The following is an 18,888-nucleotide window of genomic DNA, read 5'->3' on the forward strand; positions in this document are numbered from 1 at the left end:
CGCGCCGACGCAGACAAACATCAAGACGAGGATTTGACCATGCTTGGCTGGGTTGTGACGTTTCTGGTTATCGCACTGATCGCCGGTATCCTGGGCTTTGGCGGCATCGCCGGCGCTTCGATCGAAATCGCCAAGATCATCTTCTTCATCGCGGTCGTGCTGTTCCTGGTTTCGGCCGTGGTCGGCCTCGCCCGCGGCCGCACCAGGATATAGGCGCCTAACGCTTCGAGGGCATCGCCACGCTCCGGCCGATGCCCTCGGGCCGGGCCAAGGTGCTGTGGGCCCTGGCGATGCCCGCGATGCGCTGCTGGATATCGGGCGGAAACGCCGCAACGCGCCGCGCCTTCATGTCCATGTGCAGCGACATGTTTTCGGACGTCGCGGACAGCCAGCCTGCGGTGGCGTGCCTCATCTCCTCGAACGTATGCAGCCGCTTGTCGTCGGCCTCCAGCAGCCACACCAGGATCCGCACGGGATCGCCGAGATGGATCTCGCGCAGGTAGCGCACATGGCATTCGGCGGTGAAGGTCGAGCCGTGACGTTCTTTCTTGTAAGTAGGACCGATGCCGAGCTCGAGCCAGAACTCGTCGATCGCCCGGTCGAACATCACGTTGTAATAGGCCATGTTGAGATGGCCGTTATAGTCGATCCATTGCGGCTCGATCTGCATGATCGAGGCGCTGAACGGCTCGGCCTTGGGCGCAGCAGTGGCACTCTCCGGCATGTGTCCTTCCCCAGCTATGCGTCCGGTCGCTTGACTTGACCGGTTAGATGTCCTTTGCCACGGTTCTTCTGTCGGAGGAATTTCCGTGGGTACGACTATCACCAATAATCCGCCGCGGCCGGAGCCGAAAGCCCTCGCGAGCGCACTGGAGCAGCTTGCCGCACGCTTCGGCAACCGCCTCATCACCTCGCAGGCCGTCCGCGAGCAGCACGGCCATACCACCACATGGATTCCCAACCAGCCGCCCGACGGCGTGGTGATGGCGCAGGAGACCGCCGACATCCAGGACGTGGTGCGCATCTGCGCCAGGAACCGCGTGCCCGTGATCGCCTTCGGCACCGGCACCTCGCTGGAGGGCCAGGTCAATGCACCCGCCGGCGGCATCTCGATCGACCTGCGCGACATGAACAAGGTGCTCGCGGTGCACGCCGAGGATCTCGACTGCGTGATCCAGCCCGGCGTCACCCGCAAGGCGCTCAACGAGCATCTGCGCGACCAGGGCCTGTTCTTCCCGATCGATCCCGGCGCGGACGCTTCGCTCGGCGGCATGGCCTCGACGCGCGCCTCCGGCACCAATGCGGTGCGCTACGGCACCATGCGCGACAGCGTGCTGGCGCTGAAGGTGGTGCGCGGCGACGGCGAGATCATCACGACAGGCACACGCGCCAAGAAATCATCCGCCGGCTACGACCTGACGCATTTGTTCGTCGGCGCCGAGGGCACGCTCGGCATCATCTCGGAACTGACCATCCGCCTGCGCGGCATCCCCGAGACCATCGCGGCCGGCGCGGTGTCGTTCGAGACGGTGCATGGGGCGTGTCAGGCCGTGATCCTGGCGATCCAGACCGGCATTCCCGTTGCGCGCATCGAGCTGCTCAACGCCGCGCAGGTGAAGGCCTGCAACGCCTATTCCAAGCTGACGCTGCCGGAGACGCCGCTGCTGCTGATGGAATTCCACGGCAGCGAGATCGAGGTCGCCGAGCAGTCCAAGGCCTTCGGCGAGATCGCAAAGGAATGCGGCGGCGGCGACTTCTCCTGGACCACCAAGCCGGAGGATCGCACCAAGCTGTGGCAGGCCCGGCACGATGCCTATTGGTCCGTCAAGGCGCTGCGGCCCGGCGACAGCGTCGGCGTGGTCGCAACCGACGTCTGCGTGCCGATCTCGCGGCTGGCCGATTGCGTCAGCGAGACCGAGGAAGATCTCAAGCGCCTCAATCTGCTATCGCCGATCGTTGGCCATGTCGGCGACGGCAATTTCCACTGCTCGCTGGTCTGCGACACCAACGATGCGGGCGAGATGGCGCGCGGCGAGGAGTTCATGCATCGTCTGGTCGAGCGCGCGCAGGCGATGGACGGCACCTGCACCGGCGAGCACGGCATCGGCCAGGGCAAGCAGAAATATCTCAAGGCCGAGCTTGGCCCCGAGGCGCTCGACGCGATGCGGGCGCTGAAACAGGCGCTCGACCCGCTGAATATCTTCAATCCCGGCAAGATCGTGCCGGAGGCGTAGCGCGCGCCTGCTGCGTCGCGGTCGCGGAACTTTCGGCCGCCAGGCTGGTTCCAATTCCCGTCAACTTCCGATGCCTCAATGGCGCGGCTCTGCGGGGAGGATGCGATGTTGCGACCGGTCATTGGAATTGCCGTGATGGCGCTTGCCTGCATGCTGGCGGGCACGGCTCTGGGGAAGGGCGGTGGCGGCCATGGCGGTGGCGGTCATGGCGGTGGGCACGGAGGCGGTCATGGCGGCGGGCATGGCGGTGGCCACCATGGTGGCGGCGGCCATTTTGGCGGTCATGGCTTCGGGCATGCGCATGGCGGCGGACATCATGGCGGACCGCGCTTCGCAACGGGAGCTCGGCATGGTGGTCCGAACTTCGGTCAGATGCGCAATGCGGCCGTGCGCCCGGCGAATTTCCGCAACGCCCTCAACGCGCATTCCAGCGCCTTCCGCAACGGCCGTCTGATCGGTAATCCGGCGGCGCGAGCCCAGATCGCAGCGGCGGCCGCGCTCGCCGGCTGGCATGGCGCCAGCAGCGGATGGTGGCAACATCCGGGCGGCGGTTATGGCTGGGTCGGACCGCTGTTCTGGCCGTTCGCCTATAACGATCTCTACGACTACACGATCTGGGGCGACGGTCTCGGCTTCTGGGGCTACGGCTACCCGGACATCTATGCCGGCATCTTCGGGCCCTATGGCTATGACGGTCTTTCGGCCTATCTGCCGCAGCGGCCGCCGGGACGGCGGCAAGCGCGCGGCGTTGCGCTGGATCAGCTTTGCGGCAGCGACCGCCGCGAGATCGTCGGTCTGCCGATCGACCAGATCGCCGCCGCGGTGCAGCCGAGCGAGGCGCAAGGCGCAAGCCTCGACGAACTCGGCAACGCCTCGATCCTGGCGGCGGGCATGATCCGCGCGTCCTGCCCGGCGCAGGTCGCAGCGACGGCGCCCGGTCGGCTGGCGGCGATGCAGCAGCGCATCGAGGCGATGGCGAAAGCCGTCGATCTCGTTCAGCCCGCCCTGGATAAATTCTACGGCTCGCTCACGGACGAGCAGAAGGCGCGCTTCAATGCGCTGGCTGACGACCAGCGTCGTGCGACAGCTTCCAGCAACACCGAGGGATCGCTGGTCCAGAATTGCGGTGCGTCTGCTGCGCTCGATTGGCCCGGCGCCGACATCGAGGCGCGGCTGCACCCCAACGACACCCAGCGCGCTGCTCTACAGGTGCTTCAGGATACCAGCGCCAGGGTCAGCGCATCGCTCAAGGCGGCCTGCCAGCCCAACGAGGTGATGACGCCGCCGGCGCGAATGGTCGCGGTACGCAAGCGGCTCGACCTGATGCTCGACGGCGTCAAGTCGGTTCGCGCAGCGCTGGAGGATTTCTACGGCACGCTGAATGACGAACAGAAGGCACAGTTCGAGGCCATCGGGCCACGTCGGACGTCGTGAATGCGTATCGAGCCAGGGAGCGTAGCGGAAAAATTGCCTCGCCGATCTCGATAGGCCTCTCTATGCTCAAGCGAGCCTGAAGAACGGTGATACAGCGGCTGGAAGACCGTGGGTGGTGGGGCGATGAAGTGGTTCGCGAGGCAGAACGCGGCGGACATCTGGGACGAGACGATCGAAGGGCCGCTCGGCGACATCGAGGCCGCCGCGCGTATCCGCGCCATCTGTGAGGCCGCGGCGTTGAGCGCGGCAGGTTCCGCGCGCAACGACAAGCGCGAGAGCGGGCGTTACGAGCGCGCGGCCAAGGTCGCGATGGAAATCGCGATGAAGATCTCGGACGGATTGATGCGCGATGATGCGGTCCATCGCATCGTCGATCTCTGCATGATGGCGAACGATCTCAAGACGGCGCAGATCCTGTTTCGTGCGATCCATGCCAGCTGGATTCGCGAAACGATCCAGCGGGATCACCCCACACTGCTGCAGTGATGGCTGACTGTTGACGCATTGAAGTTGCGCTCCCTCCCCCGCTTGCGGGCGAGGGTTGGGGAGAGGGTGTTTCCACGGTGGGACTCCCCAAGAGGATAGAGCCCTCACCCGCCACGCTCTTGCGAGCGTGGCGACCTCTCCCGCAAGCGGGAGAGGTGCATCGAGCCCGCTGCTCGATCTCGCCTATTGCACTTTCGCCAGCTTGCGCACCGCCTCGTCCACGCTGTGGAAGACGTGCTCGCGGGGCAGGGCGTCGAACAATCTGAAGCGTTCGAACGCGTTCTGGGCGCGGACCGATTCCAGCCGCGCCAGTGCGACCGTGACGCCCTGTTCGCTGCACGCCTTGAACACGTCGAGCAAAATCTGCGCGGCGGTGAAGTCGATCTCGACCATGCCGCTCGCTTCCAGCACCAGCAGTTGCGGCGTCGCCGCGCCGAGCACCTTGGTCACGTCGCTGCGGAAACCCGGGGCGTTGAGGAAGGACAGCGGCGCCTGCAGCCCGATCACGGCAACGCCTTCGATGCGCTCGCCGGCGATGTGCGGATGTGCGGGCCACCAGATCGTGGTGCCCGGCACGCGCTCGAACTCGACCAGCCTGGCGCGCGTGGTGCTCCAGATGCCGTGCAGCAGCGACAGCATGATGCCGAGGAACGCGCCCTGCTGGATCGGCAGCACGATGATCAGCGCGGCGGTGGCGGCGATCAGCAGGAACTCACTGAAGGACTGGCGGTAGATCGTGACGATCTGCTTCACGCGGATGATGCGCAGCGCGACGAACAGCAGGATGCCGCCGAGCGCGGCGTCAGGAACGTGCTGCAACAGTCCCGTGCCGAACGCGAGCAGCGCCAGCACGATTGCCGCGGCCGCTAGTCCGGCGAGCTGCGATTGCCCGCCGGTCTCGGCGACGATGCCCGTCCGCGGCGGGCTGGCATTGACGGGAAAGGCGCCGAACAGGCCGGACAGCACGCTGCCAGCGCCGGCGCCGAGGAAATCGCGGTCGACATCGGCGGGCTTGTCGGGATCGGACGGGAACGAGCGCGTGGTCGCGGCGGTCTGCACCATCACCACGACCGTGATCACGAAGGCGAGCGATACCAGATGCACCCAATGCTCCGGCGCAAGTTCGGGCAGGGTGAGCCGCGGCAGCGTCCCCGGCACGCTGCCGACGACGCTGACACCCTTGCTTTCGAGGCCGAGACCGATCGTGGCCAGCGTCGCGGCGACGAGCCCGATCAGTGCCCCCGGAATCTTTGCGCTGATCTTCTCCGAGACGAAGACCGTTGCGAGCACACCGAGGCCGATGCACAGCGTGAAGGGATTGCTGCGACTGAGCTCGCCGGCGAGCACGCCGATGCGATCGAGCGTCGGCCCGCTCGGCGATTTCAGTCCCAGCACGCCGGGCAACTGCGACACGATGATATGGACGGAGATGCCGGCGAGGAAGCCGACCATGACCGGCACGGACAGGAGGTTGGCGATGCCGCCAAGTCGGAAGGCGCCGCCGGCGAGCATCATCACGCCGACCATCAGCGCCAGCGCGACCGCGTACCCCTGATATTGCGGCGAGCCGACTGCGGCCAGCGCCGCGAGCCCGCCGGCGAAGATCGGCGTGATCGTGGAGTCCGCGCCGCAAGACAGGAAGCGGTTGCCGCCGAGCAGCGCAAAGCCGAGCGAGCCCGCCATGAAGGCGAAGAAGCCGATCTGCGGCGCAAAGCCGCCGAGCCGCGCGGTAGCCATCTGCTCGGGGATCGCGATCGCCGCCAAGGTCAGCCCCGCCATGAGGTCGCCGGGCAGAGAGTAAGAGGCGAGCGAGCGGAAGAGCGGCCATGCGTGCTTGGCGTGAGAATCGTGCGGCATCGAGGTCCCCGGAAAGCCTGTGTCGATCGATTAGACTACAGCATTTCCGGATTGGAAGGCGGCAGACGCAATTTCTCTACATCCGTTGTCATTGCGAGCGAAGCGAAGCAATCCGGAATCCCACCGCGGCGGCGGTCTGGATTGCTTCGCTTCGCTCGGAATGACGGAGGACATATCTGTCCTCCGTATCGCGCGAGTCCCCTTCAGTACCGGCCGCGGTCGTTGTGATAATCGCCGCCGCGGCCGCCACCACCCATGCCCATGCCGATGCCAATTCCGATGCCGATACCTTGCATCACTGCGCCGGGTGGCGGGCCGGGGGGCGGTGCGCGCTCGTAGACCACTTCGTCAGGCGGCGGCCGGCGCGGCTTCGGCGGCGTCTCGACCACCTTGCGCTTCGGCGGGGTGTCGTCGACGCGCTTCTTGATAATGGGCGCCACTGTCGGGTTGACCGGCGTTGCCGGTGTCGATGGCGCCGTGCACGGGCAGGTCGGCGCCATTGCAACGGCGACCGGAGCGGGCGTGGCTGCGACCGTCGCGGGCAGGACGTAGTTGCGGTTCTGCACCCGGAGCAGCAGCCTGCGCGCGGTTGCGGCGAGGTCGCTGTTGTCCCAGTTCGCGAGGTAGGCCTCGAACGAGGCGCGGGTGTTGATCGCCACCGCGCGCTCCCAGGCCAGCATCTGGCGCCGGCGCTCGAGCACCGTGCGCAGGCGCGGCGTGCGGGCGTCCTGCGTGTACAGCTCGATATAGGCCTGGTACGCCTCGGCGGTGTCGTCGGCGATCACGAGCTCATAGGCGACCTTCGGCTCCTTGCCCTGCAGATCCTTGCGCCAGTCCGCGACGCTGCGCGTGCCGCCGGCGAGCGCCATCGCGGAAGCGCCCGGAATGGCAGGCTGCTGGCTGCTGCTCTCGCCGCCGAAGAACTTGAAGTCGGTCGTCAGCGAGGAGCTTTCCCACGGGATCTGCCGCCCGTCGGTCGATTGCGCCACGGCGATGCGGATGCGTTTGAACACTTCCTCGATCGGCAGGTTCGGTTGCTTTGCGACCGAGAGCGCCGCGGTGGTGTAGGGGCTGTCGATGCCGGAGCCGTCCTCGGCTTCCGCGCCGGGCGAGGTCGAATAGGAAATGAACGAGCCGGGTGCGCCCGCCTTGGTGTCGACGATCGCAAGCCCGTGGCCCGCGCCGCTCAGCGCCGGGAACGGGTTGTTGCGGCAGGCGTCGAGCATGAAGATGCGCGCCCGCGTCGGCAGCGCGCCGAGCGTGTTGAGCAGGTCGTTCAGCCGCACGCCCTGGAGCGGAATGTCGGCTTCGCGCTTGGGATCGAGATCGACCGGCACCAGATAGTTCTCGCCGTCGATCTGAAGCCCGTGGCCGGCGTAGAACACCAGCGCGACGGTGTCGGCGCCGCTGGCGCTGACCTTGCCGGCGAAATCCGAGATCGCCGTGCGCATCTCGTTCTGCGCGAGGTTGGCCGCTGTGGTGACGGTGAAGCCGGCATTGCCGAGCAGCTCGGCCATGCCCTTGGCGTCGTTGGCGGCGTTGGGCAGCTCCGGTACCGTGCGATAGGCGGATTGGCCGATCACGAGGGCGAGCCGCGCTTCGGCCGCGGCCTCCGTCGGCGTCATCAGTTGCGTGAGCGCAAGCAGGCTGCTGGCAAGGAACAAATTACGAAGCACTGGACGGCGCATGGTGTCACCTCCATCGGCAATGGGCGCGACGATGTCACCTTTTCTAGTCGTCCGCCATGACCCTGTCTGTGCACTGGATCACGCTGCGCGCTGCGGCAAAATGGGCAGCGGAGCTGTCGGAGCTGGCGCGTCAGGCCGTGCGTCGTCAGAACAGGCCGCGGTCCCAGGGCGGGTCCGGCGCAAAACGCGCGGCGAGAAAGTCGATGAAGGCGCGCACCTTGGCCGGCGGACGGCGGTCGGGCAGGTAGACCGCGTGCACGGCCGAGGTCTGGATCTCCGGCTGGTCGAGCGGAAGCGCCAGAAGCGTGCCGGCGCGAAGGTCGTCGGCGATGATGAAGGTCGGCTGTCGGGCGAGGCCGAGGCCCGCCAATGTGGCCGCGCGCAGCGCATCGCCATTGTTGGCGCGCAAGGTACCGCTGACCTGGACACGGATCTCGCCGTCGACGCCGAACAGCCATTCCGCCGCGCTCGCCTGCTGCGAAAGCGTGTAGCCGAGGCAGTTATGCGCGGCGAGGTCGGCGACGCGGCGCGGCGTGCCGTGTTTCGCCAGATAGGACGGCGCGGCGCAGACCACGAGGCGGTTCGGCGCGAGCTTTCGCGCCACCATGCTGGAGTCGCGCAGCTTGCCGATGCGGATCGCAAGGTCCCAGCCTTCCTCGGCGAGATCGACGAGGCGGTCGTTGAGGCCGAGCTCGACGGTGACCTCGGGATGGCGTTCCGAAAACTCGGCGATCGCCGGCGCGATCTGCCGCGTGCCGAACACGACGGGCACGTTGACCCGCAGCAGCCCGCGCGGCTCGACGCGCTCGCGCGCGACCGCGGCGTCGGCGGCCTCCATGTCGGCGAGGATGCGCTCGGAGGATTCCAGATAGCTTCGTCCGGCCTCGGTGATGGACAGCCGCCTCGTGGTCCGGTGGAACAGTTTTGTGCCGAGCCGGGCCTCGAGCGCGGCAACATGCTTGGTCACCATGGTCTGCGACAAGCCGATGGCCCGGGCCGCGCCCGACAGGCTGCCGATCGCCGCCACCTTGGCGAAGACTTCCAGGCTGGTCAGCCGGTCGAGCATTGATCTCACTCTAACGGTGTGAGGTATAATTCCAATATAGCGGATTATCATTCAATTGAGAATAGATCATAGCTGTCTCCAACAAGGAGACCGCCATGATCGATTCCCGTACCGCTCCCTATGCCGCGCTCGTGCTGCGCGTGACGCTGGGCGCGCTGTTCCTCGCCCACGCCGGCCTGAAGCTGTTCGTCTTCACCCCGGCCGGGACCGCAAAGTTCTTCGGCAGCCTCGGCTTCCCGCCCGAACTCGCCTACCTCATCATGACGGTGGAAGTTCTCAGCGGCGTCGCGCTGATCCTCGGTGTCTGGACCCGCTATGCGGCACTGGCCGGCATCCCGATCCTGCTCGGCGCGATCTTCACCGTGCACGGCGCCGCCGGCTTCTTCTTCACCAATCCGAAGGGCGGCTGGGAATATCCCGCCTTCTGGGCGATCGCGCTCGCGGCGCAGGCCCTGCTCGGCGACGGCGCCTACGCGCTGCGTCCGTCCCGCGATGTCGCGGCGGCACCCGGCGAGCTCAGCGGCGCGCATTCGCGCTGAGGTCACGGCATCTGCTCAAACGCGAAGCCGCGGGATCAAGATCCCGCGGCTTTCGTTTTGTCCGCTTCACATGCGGCCAATCAATCTGCGTTCGGCATTGATCCATACCTGAATTGGATCGATCCGCGTCAATCTTGCATGGCAGGTCTTGTCGCTGCCGTGCGGCATGATCGAAAACGCCTATAAATACAGGCGTTCCGCCGCGGTTTCTGCCGACGCGCCTGCCGCTCGTGTCATTACGGCAGCCCCGGCCGCGTCCCTTGCCTGTGCCGTCGCTTTGGCCATACAGTCCAAGCAAAGGCCGCACGCAACGATCGCGGACGCGAACAAAAAATACCGGGAGAGACCGCACCATGACCATCGTGCCCGTGAACCGTCGCGCGTTCATCAAGTCATCGGCGGCGGTCACCGCCGGCCTCGTGCTCTCTCCCGCCATCATCGGCCGCGCCGAAGCCGCGACGCTGAAACTGAAATGCTCCTCCTCGCTGCCGAACGATCCCAAATATGCCAACGGCCGCGTCTACTATGACAACCTCGTCAAGAACCTGAAGGGCAACGGGCTCGGCGAGCAGGTCGAGGTCGCGTTCTTCCCTGACAACCAGCTCGGCCAGGAGATCGACGTCATCAATTCGGTGAAGCTCGGCGTCATCGACCTCATGGTGTCGGGCTCGTCGATCTCGGCCAATCTGACGCCGCTGGTCGGCACCTTCGACCTCGGCTTTCTGTTCTCGAGCTTCCCGCAGCAGACCAAGGCGTTCGACGCCGGCGCCGCCAAGCCGATCGAGGACGCGCTGCTCAAGGGCAGCAACATCCGCATCATCGCCTGGGCCTATAATTTCGGCTCGCGCAGCGTACTGGCGAAGAAGCCGGTGAAGACGCCGGAGGATCTCGCCGGCCTCAAGATCCGCACCCTGCCAAATCCCGTCATCACCGAATGCCTGCGCCTGATGGGCGCCGCCGCGACGCCGCTGGCGTTCGGCGAAATCTACACCGCGCTCCAGGCCGGCGTGCTGGATGGGCTGGAGCACGATCCGCCGACGATCCTGGCCAGCAAGTTCTTCGAGACCGCAAAGTTCTACGCGCTGACGCAGCACAATTTCTCGCCGCTCGCGATCTACTTCAGCGACATGACCTACAACCGCATGGATCCGAAGCTGCGCGACGGATTTCTCGATGCCGCGAAGAAGGCCGCAATCGACACGCGTGCTCATGGGCTTGCGGTCGAGAAGGAGGCGCTGGCGGCCCTGACCGAGAAGGGCGTGACGGTGGCCGAATGCGACCGCGAGGCGTTCAAGAAGCGCGTCGCGCCGCAGCACGAGAACTTCATCAAGGCGCGGCCGGAATCCAAGGCCGTCATCGACATCATCCGCGCGACGCAAGCCTGAGATGACGATGACAGCCGCCGTGCCCGTCTCGGGCGGCCGCCACGGGAGCATTACGCTGCTGCTTCGCCTCAGCGACGCGATCGCGGCCATCCTCCTGGCCGCCGATCTCGTGGTCGTCTGCGCGTCCGTGCTGCTGCGCTTCTGCTTCAATGCGCCGGTCGAATGGTCCGACGACGTCGCGCGCGGATTGATGGTCGGCTCGGCCTTCTTCGGCGCGGCGAGCGCGCTTGCGCGCGGCGAGAATGTCGGCGTGTCCTTCTTCCGCGATCTGCTGCCCCTGCGCCTGCGTACGCAGGTCGACGCCGCGAGCGCCGTGCTCGTCGTGCTGATCTCCCTCTATGTCGCCTACAACGCCATCAAGCTGGGCTCGCTGACGGCAGGCCAGACCACCGGCTCCGGCCTGCCGCTGGAGCTCACCTTCTACCCGATGGGCATCGGCGCGCTGTTCATGACGGTGTTCGCGATCGATCAGCTCTGCGCAAGGCCGCTGCCTGATATCGTCAGGGGTCTCGTTGCCGTCGCCGTCGTCGCCGGCCTCTATCTCGCCTGGGATTATCTGTCTCCGTCCTCGGTGCCGTCGGCGGGCACGTTGATGTTGATCGGCTTCTTCGCAACGCTGTTCGGCGGCCTGCCGATCGGCTTTGCGCTGGCGCTGGCCGCGCTGATCTTCATCTGGGTCGAGGGCGCGCTGCCCGGCGTGATCTTCGCCCAGCAGATGGCGCGCGGCATCGACAATTTCGTGCTGCTCGCGATCCCGTTCTTCATCCTCGTCGGCTACCTCATGGAAGCCAACGGCATGTCGGTGCGCCTGATCGAGCTGTTGCAGCGCGGGGTCGGCCGCATGCGCGGTGGGCTGAACGTCGTGATGGTGGCCTCGATGGTGCTGTTCTCCGGCATCTCAGGCTCGAAGATGGCCGACGTCGCCGCGGTCGGCTCGGTGCTGATTCCGGCGGCCCGCCGCTCGAAGCAGAATCCGGGCGGCGCGGTGGCGCTGCTGGCGGCGTCCGCGGTGATGGCGGAAACCATTCCGCCCTGCATCAACCTGATCATCCTCGGCTTTGTGGCGAACCTGTCGATCGGCGGCCTGTTCGTCGCAGGGCTCCTGCCGGCGGCGCTGATGGCGCTGGTCCTGATCGCGGTGTCCATCATCTTCGGCAAGCGGCCGGCGGAGGCCGAGGACGTTGCGCCGCAGATGCCGGTGTCGGGCCTGTGGAGCGGCGCGATCGCCTCGTTCGGCCTGATCTTCATGATCTTCTTCGGCTTCAAGAGCGGCTTTGCCACGGCCACCGAAATCTCCGCGTTCGCCGTGGCCTATGCGCTGGTCGTCGGCAGCCTGGTGTTCCGCGAGCTCGGCTTCAAATCGGCCGCGCACAGTTTCGTGCAGGCCGCAACGCGCGCAGGGCTCGTGCTGTTCATCGTCGCCGCCGCGCAATCGCTGGCCTTCACGCTGACCTTGCAGCAGGTGCCGCACGCGGTCGGCGACTTCATGCTCGGATTATCGAAGACCAGCGGCGTCTGGCTGTTCATCCTGCTCGCGATCGCCGTGCTGATCGTGATGGGCTCGGTGCTGGAAGGCGCGGCCGCGCTGATCATCTTCGGGCCGCTGCTTTTGCCGGTAGCGGTGCAGCTCGGCATCGATCCCCTGCATTTCGGCGTGGTGCTGGTCATCGCGATGGGCATCGGCCTGTTCGCACCGCCGCTCGGACTCGGACTCTATGGCGCCTGCCTGATCGGCAACGTGCCGATCGAGCAGACGGTGAAGCCGATCATGGGTTATCTTGGCCTCTTGTTCCTCTGCCTGCTCGTCATTGCCTTCGTGCCCTGGCTCTCGACGGCGCTGCCGCGGGCATTCGGCTACTGAAGGAGTCTTGCCGTGAAAGTCCTGCTCGCCCACACGCCGGAGATGCGGCGGAACTACTACGGCGATCGCAGCCTGAACGGCCTGCGCGCGGCCGCCGAGGTGATCCTGCACGAGGGCGATCAGCCGCTCGATGCGGCCGGCCTCGTCCGCGCGGCCAGGGACGTTGACATCGTCGTCGCCGATCGCATGACGGAGGGACGCGGCGAGATATTTCCGCAGCTGCCGCATTTGCGCGCCTTCGTCCGCTGCGCCGTCGACATCCGCAACGTCGACGTCGATGCGGCCTCGAAGGCGGGCGTGCTGGTGACCCGCGCCGGCCCCGGCTTCGTTCAGGCGGTGGCCGAGCTCGCGCTCGGCTTCATGGTCGATCTCTCCCGCGGCGTGTCGCGGACGACGGCGGACTACCAGGCCGGACGTAAACCCGAGGCGCGGATGGGCCGCCAGCTCGCCGGCAGCAGGATCGGCATCATCGGCTATGGCAGCATCGGGCGCTATCTCGCCGAGATCGCCAAGGTGATGCGCATGGAGGTGCTGGTCGCCGATCCCTTTGCTGATGTCAGCGACAGCGCCATCAGGCAGGTCGGCCTCGACGAGCTCCTCGCCGCATCGGACTATGTCGTCTGCCTTGCGATCGCCAATGCAGAGACCGAGAACTTGATCGGGGAGGCGGCGCTGGCGCGCATGCAGAAGCATGCGGTCTTCATCAATCTGTCGCGCGGCAATCTCGTCGACGAGGCCGCGTTGGCGAAGGCGCTGCTTGAGAATCGTATCGCGGGTGCGGCAATGGATGTCGGCCGCGCGCCCGACCAGATGCCGACGCCGGAGTTGGCCAGGCTGCCCAACGTCATCGCCACACCGCATGTCGGCGGCCTGACGCCGCAGGCGATCGAGTACCAGTCGCTGGAAACCGTGCGGCAGGTGGAAGCGATCGTCAAAGGCGAGGCCCCGCCGGGCGCCGTCAATGCCGATCGCTGGACGCGGCGACCCTAAAACCGGTCCACTGCCCTGAACGTCCCGTCCTTCTGGATCACCGTCAGGAACACCTTCGGCGGGGCGTCGATCATGCGCATGCCGACGGTGACGATGCTGCCGCTGATGTCGAAGCGGCCGACGTCGTTGATGGCGCGCAGGAGGCTCGCGCGCGTCGGTTGCGGTCCGGCCTTTTCCAGCGCCGCGGCTGCGAGGCGGCCGGAGAGATAGCCTTCGAGCGACACGAAGTCCGGTGTCAGCGTCGGGTCGAACGCCGTCTGCGCCGCCTGGTAGTCGGCGACGAGCTTGAGCGAGCGATCCCAGGGAAACGGCACGACCTGCGAGACGATGACGCCTTCGCCCTCGGGGCCGAGCTCCCTGGCGAGCGCATTGGCGCCGACGAAGGAGATGTTGACGAAGGTCGGATACGAGCCGCTGCGGTGTGCGAGCTTGATGAACTCGGCGCAGGGACCGTAGGTCCCGACCATGACGATGGCCTCGGGTTCGGCGCGCTTGATCATCCGCCAGGCTGCGGCGACGGCGCGGGTGTTGCGCTCGAAGGTGCCTTCGGCGGCGAGCTCGAGGCCGCGCCTGGCAAGCGCGCGCTTCACGCCGACAAGTCCATCGCGGCCGAAGGAATCATCCTGATAGAAGATGCCGATGCGGGTGAACCGGCGGTCCTCGGTGAGGTGCTTGATCCATGCCTCGGCCTCCGCGCCGTAGCTCGCGCGGATGTTGACGACGTTTGGAAGCTCGAGGTCGCGCAGGAACTCGGCGCCGGTGAACGGACCGATGAAGGGGACTTTCCTGGCGCTGGTGATCGGTATCGTCGCCATCGCGGTCGGCGTGCCGACCGCGCCGATCAGCGCGAACACCTTGTCGTCCTCGAGCAGATGCAGCGTCTGCGCCACGGAACGATCGGGGTCGTAGCCGTCGTCGCGGCTGATGAGCTGGAGCTTGCGGCCATGGACGCCGCCCTTGCCGTTGATCTCGGTGAACGCCGCGACGATGCCTTGCCGCATGCGCTGCCCGAGCGCCGAGGAGGGGCCTTCGAGTGCGGCCACCTGGCCGAACAGGATCGCATCGTCGCTGACGCCGACCTCATCGCCTTTCGCAGGCAGCATGGCCGCGGTCAGCAATGCGACGGTCAAGGCGAGGTATGTCGCGGAGCGCGATCGTGTCATGTGGATGCTTGTCGGATGCTGGACGCGTTGGGGAAACGATAGTTCTGCGGGCTGAACAGGTCGCTAACCCGCGCCGCGACGACGATCCGTAAGACTCCGGGTAAAACCGGCAACTTACTACCACTCTGCCGCAACTTGCTGGGGCAATCGTTAACTAAGCCGCGCAATGCCGGACGACCAGGTTCCGAAATTTCGCAGTTCTTAACCCCGATCCCTGTCCGATAGTGGTTCCGGCGGCTCAACCAGAGGTTCGAGCGCGCCGCGCCGATGGGGACTTGCGGATCAAGATGGGCGGTCGCGATCAGAACGATCAGGATCGGAAACGGATGACCGGATGGTGGCGTGCCGCGCCGCTGCTCGGACTGTATCGCCCTGCGCTGGTCGCGGTTGCCGTCGGCCTGCTGTTCTCGATCGTGGGCGCGGCCGCCGTCGCGCGGTGGGAAAACCGCGTCACCAGGATCGAGTTCGAGAACGCGGCCGAAACCGAAGCGATCGTCATGCAGAACGGCATGAGCGAGTATATCAGCAGGCTCGTCGCGCTGCGCACGCTGTTCGAATCGACCAACGAGGAAATCACCCGCAGCGAATTCGAGACCTTCAGCACCCGCCTGTTCGAGCGCCATCCGGGCATGCTGCGCATCGCCTGGCTGCCGCGCGTCAACCGCAAGGAGCGCGCCGAATACGAGGCTGCCGCGATCACGGACGGCGTGTCCGGCTATCGCATCAAGTCGCTTCAGGGCGACGGCTTTGCGACGGCGCCGCAGAGCGACGAATATTTCCCGGTGTTCTACTCGACCCAGCCGAAGACGTCACAGGTCTACGGCATGGATTACGCGACCGTCCCGGAACGTCGTGCGGCCCTGGAGCGGGCGCGCGACAACGATCGGATCGCGGCCATCCGCACCCACCTGTTCGAACCCAAGGAGGGCGGCCGGCTGCCCGACGTCCTCGTGGCCATTCCCGTCTACGCCAAAGGGACGTCGCGCGAGACGGTCGCGGACCGGCGCCGTAATCTGGCCGGCTTCGTCGTCGGCATCTTCGACCTGCCGATGCTGATCCAGTCCATTCGCGTGACCACCGGCGCAAGCCCCGCGGTCAGCGTGAACGTCTATCCGCCCTTCACGGGGCAGATCGTCAGCCTGGAAGAAATGTTGCCGGACTATGCGTCGGCCGCCGCGGCGCCGCAGTCGATGCGGGACGTGGCACGGGCACTGCACTGGTCGGGCAGTCTCAAGATCGGCGACACCGACTGGCAGGTGCGCGCCATGCCGACGGCCGGCGGCGCGCTGGAGACGTCCTACGACCGCGCGGCCGCGGTCCTCGTCGTCGGCATGCTGCTCACGCTGTCGCTGTCGGCCTATCTGATGCTGGCAAGCCGCAATTCGCGGCGGCTGTCGCTGGCGAACCGTCGGGTGCTCGAGCTCGCCCAGACCGACATCCTGACCGGCCTGCCGAACCGCGCCTTCTTCCTCGCCCGGCTCGACGATCTCAACGGCCAGCTCAACGACGGCGGTTCGACCTTCTCGATCCTGATGCTCGATCTCGACCGCTTCAAGAACGTCAACGACTCCCTCGGTCACGGCGCCGGCGATGCGCTGCTGCGCCAGGTGGCGCAGCGGCTGAAATCGGCGCTGCGCGCCACCGACGTGCTGGCGCGGCTCGGCGGCGACGAATTCGCCATCATCCAGGAGGGGGCCGAGGATCAGCGCACCTGCTCCACCGAGCTGGCGGCGCGGATCGCGAAACTCGTGGCCGAACCGTTCCTCCTGCCCGGACATCGCGTGGAGATCGGCACCAGCATCGGCATCGCGATCGCACCGGATCACGGCAGCGACCAGGAACAGCTGCTCAAGAAAGCCGACCTTGCGCTCTATCGCTCGAAATCGGCGGGCCGCAACTGCTTCACCATCTACGACGAGGCGATGTCGGCCGAGCTCGAGGCGCGCAACACGCTGGAAGGTGACTTGCGCGACGCCATCGCGCTCTGCCAGCTCGAGGTGCACTACCAACCGTTCGTCGATGCCCACAGCAGTGAGCGGCGCGGCTTCGAGGCGCTGGTGCGCTGGCGGCATCCGAGTCGCGGCCTGATCCCGCCGGACCAGTTCATTCCGCTGGCCGAGGAGACCGGGCTGATCGTGCCGCTCGGCGAATTCGTGCTGCGGCGCGCCTGCGAGGATGCGGCCGGCTGGCCCTCCGGGCTTGCGGTCGCGGTGAACCTGTCGCCGATCCAGTTCAAGGAGGCCGAGCTGTTCGAGATGATCTGCGCGGCGCTCGCCGATTCCGGCCTGCCGCCCGAGCGGCTGGAGATCGAGATCACGGAATCCGTGCTGCTGGAACGCGGCGTCGAGAACCTCGCTTTCATGGAGCGGCTGAAGCAGCTCGGCATCGAGCTCGCACTCGACGATTTCGGCACCGGCTATTCGTCGCTCAGCTATCTGACCACGTTCCCGTTTGACAAGATCAAGATCGACAAGTCGTTCATCCGCAACCTCACGCATCAGCCGCGCAGCTCCGCCATCATCGCCTCGATCGTGACGCTGGCGCGCGGGCTGGACATGTCGGTCACCGCCGAGGGCGTCGAGACATGTGAAGAGTTCGAGCGGCTGAAGGCGCTCGGCGTCAATTTCGCGCAAGGCTATCTGTTCGGGCGTCCGCAGCCGGTCGGCCAGATCGCATTCGACGAGTCCGTCCGGCCTTCGCAGCGCGACGCCGCCTGAGCGTTCGCCTCGAAGGATGTGCCGCAAGCAGCCGCGTTCTCTCGAATGCGATTGCGCCGGACGGGTATCCGCGAAAAGCGCTTGACCCAGGCATCGCCGGATGGTCGGTAGGATCGTCTAGGGATGAAATAAACACAACATGCGGCTTCCGTTCTTCTACGGCTGGGTCGTGGTCGCGGTGACGTTTGTCACCATGGCCATCGGCGTCAACGCGCGCACCGCGTTCTCGCTGTTCTTTCCGCCGATCATCTCCGAATTCGGCTGGGAGCGCGGCGTCACCGCCGGCGCCTTCTCGTTCGGCTTCGTGGTGTCGGGCGTGGTCAGCCCGCTGATCGGTCGCCTGATGGACCGCGCCGGTCCCCGCGCGGTGATGGAGCTCGGCGTCGCGCTGATGGGCGGCGGGCTGCTGCTCGCTCCGCTCACCAGCGAGCCCTGGCATCTCTACGTGACCATCGGCGTCATGGTCGGCGCCGGCAGCGTCTGTCTCGGCTATTCCGGCCAGTCGCTGTTCCTGCCGAACTGGTTCATCCGCAAGCGCGGTTTCGCCATCGGCATCGCCTTTGCCGGCGTCGGCATCGGCTCGGTGACGCTGCTGCCATGGGTGCAGCACATGATCGAAGAGACCGGCTGGCGCACGGCCTGCACCGCGATGGGCCTGCTCATCCTGATCGTGCTGGCGCCGATCAATCTGTTCCTGCGCAAACGCCCCGAGGATATCGGCCGTCGGCCGGATGGCGACGCCGCGCCGGTCGCAGGCGCTGCAAAGCCGGTCTCCAACATCGTCGATCCCGTCTGGGTCGGCACCGAGTGGACGCTCAAACGCGCGGTCGGGACGGCGCGGTTCTGGTGGATCGCGGTCGGCTATTTCTCCGGCCTGTACATCTGGTACGCGGTGCAGGTGCACCAGACCAAGTTCCTGCTCGATATCGGCTTCAGCCCCGGTGTCGCGGTGTGGGCGCTCGGCATCGTCAGCCTGCTCGGCATTCCCGGCCAGATCGTGCTGGGCCATGTTTCCGATCGCATTGGACGGGAATGGGTCTGGGCCATCAGCTGCGCGGGCTTTGCGATCTGTTTCGCGGCACTGATGGCGCTGAAGTTCCAGCCTTCGCTCTGGCTCGTCTATCTCATGGTGTTCGCGCAAGGCGCGCTCGGCTACGGCCTCACCTCGATCATGGGCGCGGTGGTGTTCGAGATCTTCCAGGGCAAACACCAGGGCAGCATCTTCGGTACGATCATGCTGGCGGCCCTGGCCGGCGGCGCGGCCGGTCCCTGGCTCACGGGTTTTCTCCATGATCGCACGGGCGATTACACGCTCGCCTTCGCGATCGCCATGGTCGTGAGCGGCTTGTCGGCGCTGTCGGTATGGCGGGCATCGCCGGGCAAGGTGCGGGCCGTGGCCGGACGGCTGCATAAGCTCCAGGGCGGACGCGCACAGTAGGTTCCGCACACATCGGATTGCCTTCGTCTC

At 66.4% G+C, this 18,888-nt stretch carries 15 protein-coding genes; 10 read left to right on the forward strand and 5 right to left on the reverse strand.

The window, feature by feature from the left end; translation table 11 throughout:
• Positions 1–39 precede the first annotated feature (39 nt).
• Positions 40–213, forward strand: a complete 174-nt coding sequence (locus ACVWW6_RS18585) for a DUF1328 domain-containing protein (RefSeq protein WP_011089300.1) — start codon at positions 40–42, stop codon at positions 211–213.
• A gap of 4 nt (positions 214–217) precedes the next feature.
• Here ACVWW6_RS18585 and ACVWW6_RS18590 read toward each other — a convergent pair whose 3' ends face one another.
• Entirely contained in the window at positions 218–724 is a 507-nt protein-coding gene (locus tag ACVWW6_RS18590) for a thioesterase family protein (RefSeq protein WP_456681202.1), read from the reverse strand.
• An 85-nt stretch (positions 725–809) separates the two neighbouring features.
• Here ACVWW6_RS18590 and ACVWW6_RS18595 point away from each other — a divergent pair, with 85 nt between their 5' ends.
• The 3 genes from ACVWW6_RS18595 (at position 810) to ACVWW6_RS18605 (ending at position 4,154) form a co-directional block, all read left to right on the forward strand.
• A complete protein-coding gene (locus ACVWW6_RS18595) occupies positions 810–2,234 on the forward strand; it encodes an FAD-binding oxidoreductase (protein WP_404521365.1) in 1,425 nt (474 codons plus the stop codon).
• Positions 2,235–2,339: 105 nt separating this feature from the next.
• Complete coding sequence (locus ACVWW6_RS18600) at positions 2,340–3,668, forward strand: Spy/CpxP family protein refolding chaperone (protein WP_456681203.1); 1,329 nt, start codon at positions 2,340–2,342, stop codon at positions 3,666–3,668.
• 123 nt (positions 3,669–3,791) lie between these two features.
• Complete coding sequence (locus ACVWW6_RS18605) at positions 3,792–4,154, forward strand: hypothetical protein (RefSeq protein WP_161533720.1); 363 nt, start codon at positions 3,792–3,794, stop codon at positions 4,152–4,154.
• A 183-nt stretch (positions 4,155–4,337) separates the two neighbouring features.
• Here ACVWW6_RS18605 and ACVWW6_RS18610 read toward each other — a convergent pair whose 3' ends face one another.
• The 3 genes from ACVWW6_RS18610 to ACVWW6_RS18620 all read right to left on the reverse strand — a co-directional run bounded on the left by ACVWW6_RS18610 (position 4,338) and on the right by ACVWW6_RS18620 (position 8,765).
• The gene (locus ACVWW6_RS18610; RefSeq protein WP_456681204.1) at positions 4,338–6,011 is read right to left on the reverse strand and encodes a SulP family inorganic anion transporter; all 1,674 of its coding nucleotides are present in this window, start codon (positions 6,009–6,011) and stop codon (positions 4,338–4,340) included.
• A 203-nt stretch (positions 6,012–6,214) separates the two neighbouring features.
• Positions 6,215–7,699 (reverse strand): caspase family protein, encoded by a 1,485-nt coding sequence (locus ACVWW6_RS18615; RefSeq protein WP_456681205.1) that lies wholly within the window; start codon positions 7,697–7,699, stop codon positions 6,215–6,217.
• A gap of 145 nt (positions 7,700–7,844) precedes the next feature.
• Entirely contained in the window at positions 7,845–8,765 is a 921-nt protein-coding gene (locus ACVWW6_RS18620) for a LysR family transcriptional regulator (protein ID WP_396604635.1), read from the reverse strand.
• A 95-nt stretch (positions 8,766–8,860) separates the two neighbouring features.
• Between ACVWW6_RS18620 and ACVWW6_RS18625 the strand changes: the two genes are divergently transcribed.
• The 4 genes from ACVWW6_RS18625 to ACVWW6_RS18640 all read left to right on the forward strand — a co-directional run bounded on the left by ACVWW6_RS18625 (position 8,861) and on the right by ACVWW6_RS18640 (position 13,540).
• Entirely contained in the window at positions 8,861–9,304 is a 444-nt protein-coding gene (locus ACVWW6_RS18625; protein WP_060908579.1) for a DoxX family protein, read from the forward strand.
• Between the two features lie 353 nt (positions 9,305–9,657).
• Positions 9,658–10,689 (forward strand): TRAP transporter substrate-binding protein, encoded by a 1,032-nt coding sequence (locus ACVWW6_RS18630; RefSeq protein WP_028176203.1) that lies wholly within the window; start codon positions 9,658–9,660, stop codon positions 10,687–10,689.
• Positions 10,690–10,696: 7 nt separating this feature from the next.
• Positions 10,697–12,550 (forward strand): TRAP transporter large permease, encoded by a 1,854-nt coding sequence (locus tag ACVWW6_RS18635; protein WP_456683167.1) that lies wholly within the window; start codon positions 10,697–10,699, stop codon positions 12,548–12,550.
• Positions 12,551–12,562: 12 nt separating this feature from the next.
• The gene (locus ACVWW6_RS18640; RefSeq protein ID WP_456681206.1) at positions 12,563–13,540 is read left to right on the forward strand and encodes a hydroxyacid dehydrogenase; all 978 of its coding nucleotides are present in this window, start codon (positions 12,563–12,565) and stop codon (positions 13,538–13,540) included.
• Here ACVWW6_RS18640 and ACVWW6_RS18645 read toward each other — a convergent pair.
• Entirely contained in the window at positions 13,537–14,703 is a 1,167-nt protein-coding gene (locus ACVWW6_RS18645; RefSeq protein WP_456681207.1) for an ABC transporter substrate-binding protein, read from the reverse strand. The two genes, ACVWW6_RS18640 and ACVWW6_RS18645, sit on opposite strands and share 4 nt — an antisense overlap.
• A gap of 326 nt (positions 14,704–15,029) precedes the next feature.
• Between ACVWW6_RS18645 and ACVWW6_RS18650 the strand changes: the two genes are divergently transcribed.
• Positions 15,030–17,420 (forward strand): bifunctional diguanylate cyclase/phosphodiesterase, encoded by a 2,391-nt coding sequence (locus tag ACVWW6_RS18650; RefSeq protein ID WP_456681208.1) that lies wholly within the window; start codon positions 15,030–15,032, stop codon positions 17,418–17,420.
• Between the two features lie 139 nt (positions 17,421–17,559).
• On the forward strand, positions 17,560–18,858 hold the full coding sequence (locus ACVWW6_RS18655; protein WP_456681209.1) for an MFS transporter: 1,299 nt from the start codon (positions 17,560–17,562) through the stop codon (positions 18,856–18,858).
• The last annotated feature ends 30 nt before the right edge of the window (positions 18,859–18,888 follow it).

This window comes from Bradyrhizobium sp. USDA 3311, from assembly GCF_054062495.1.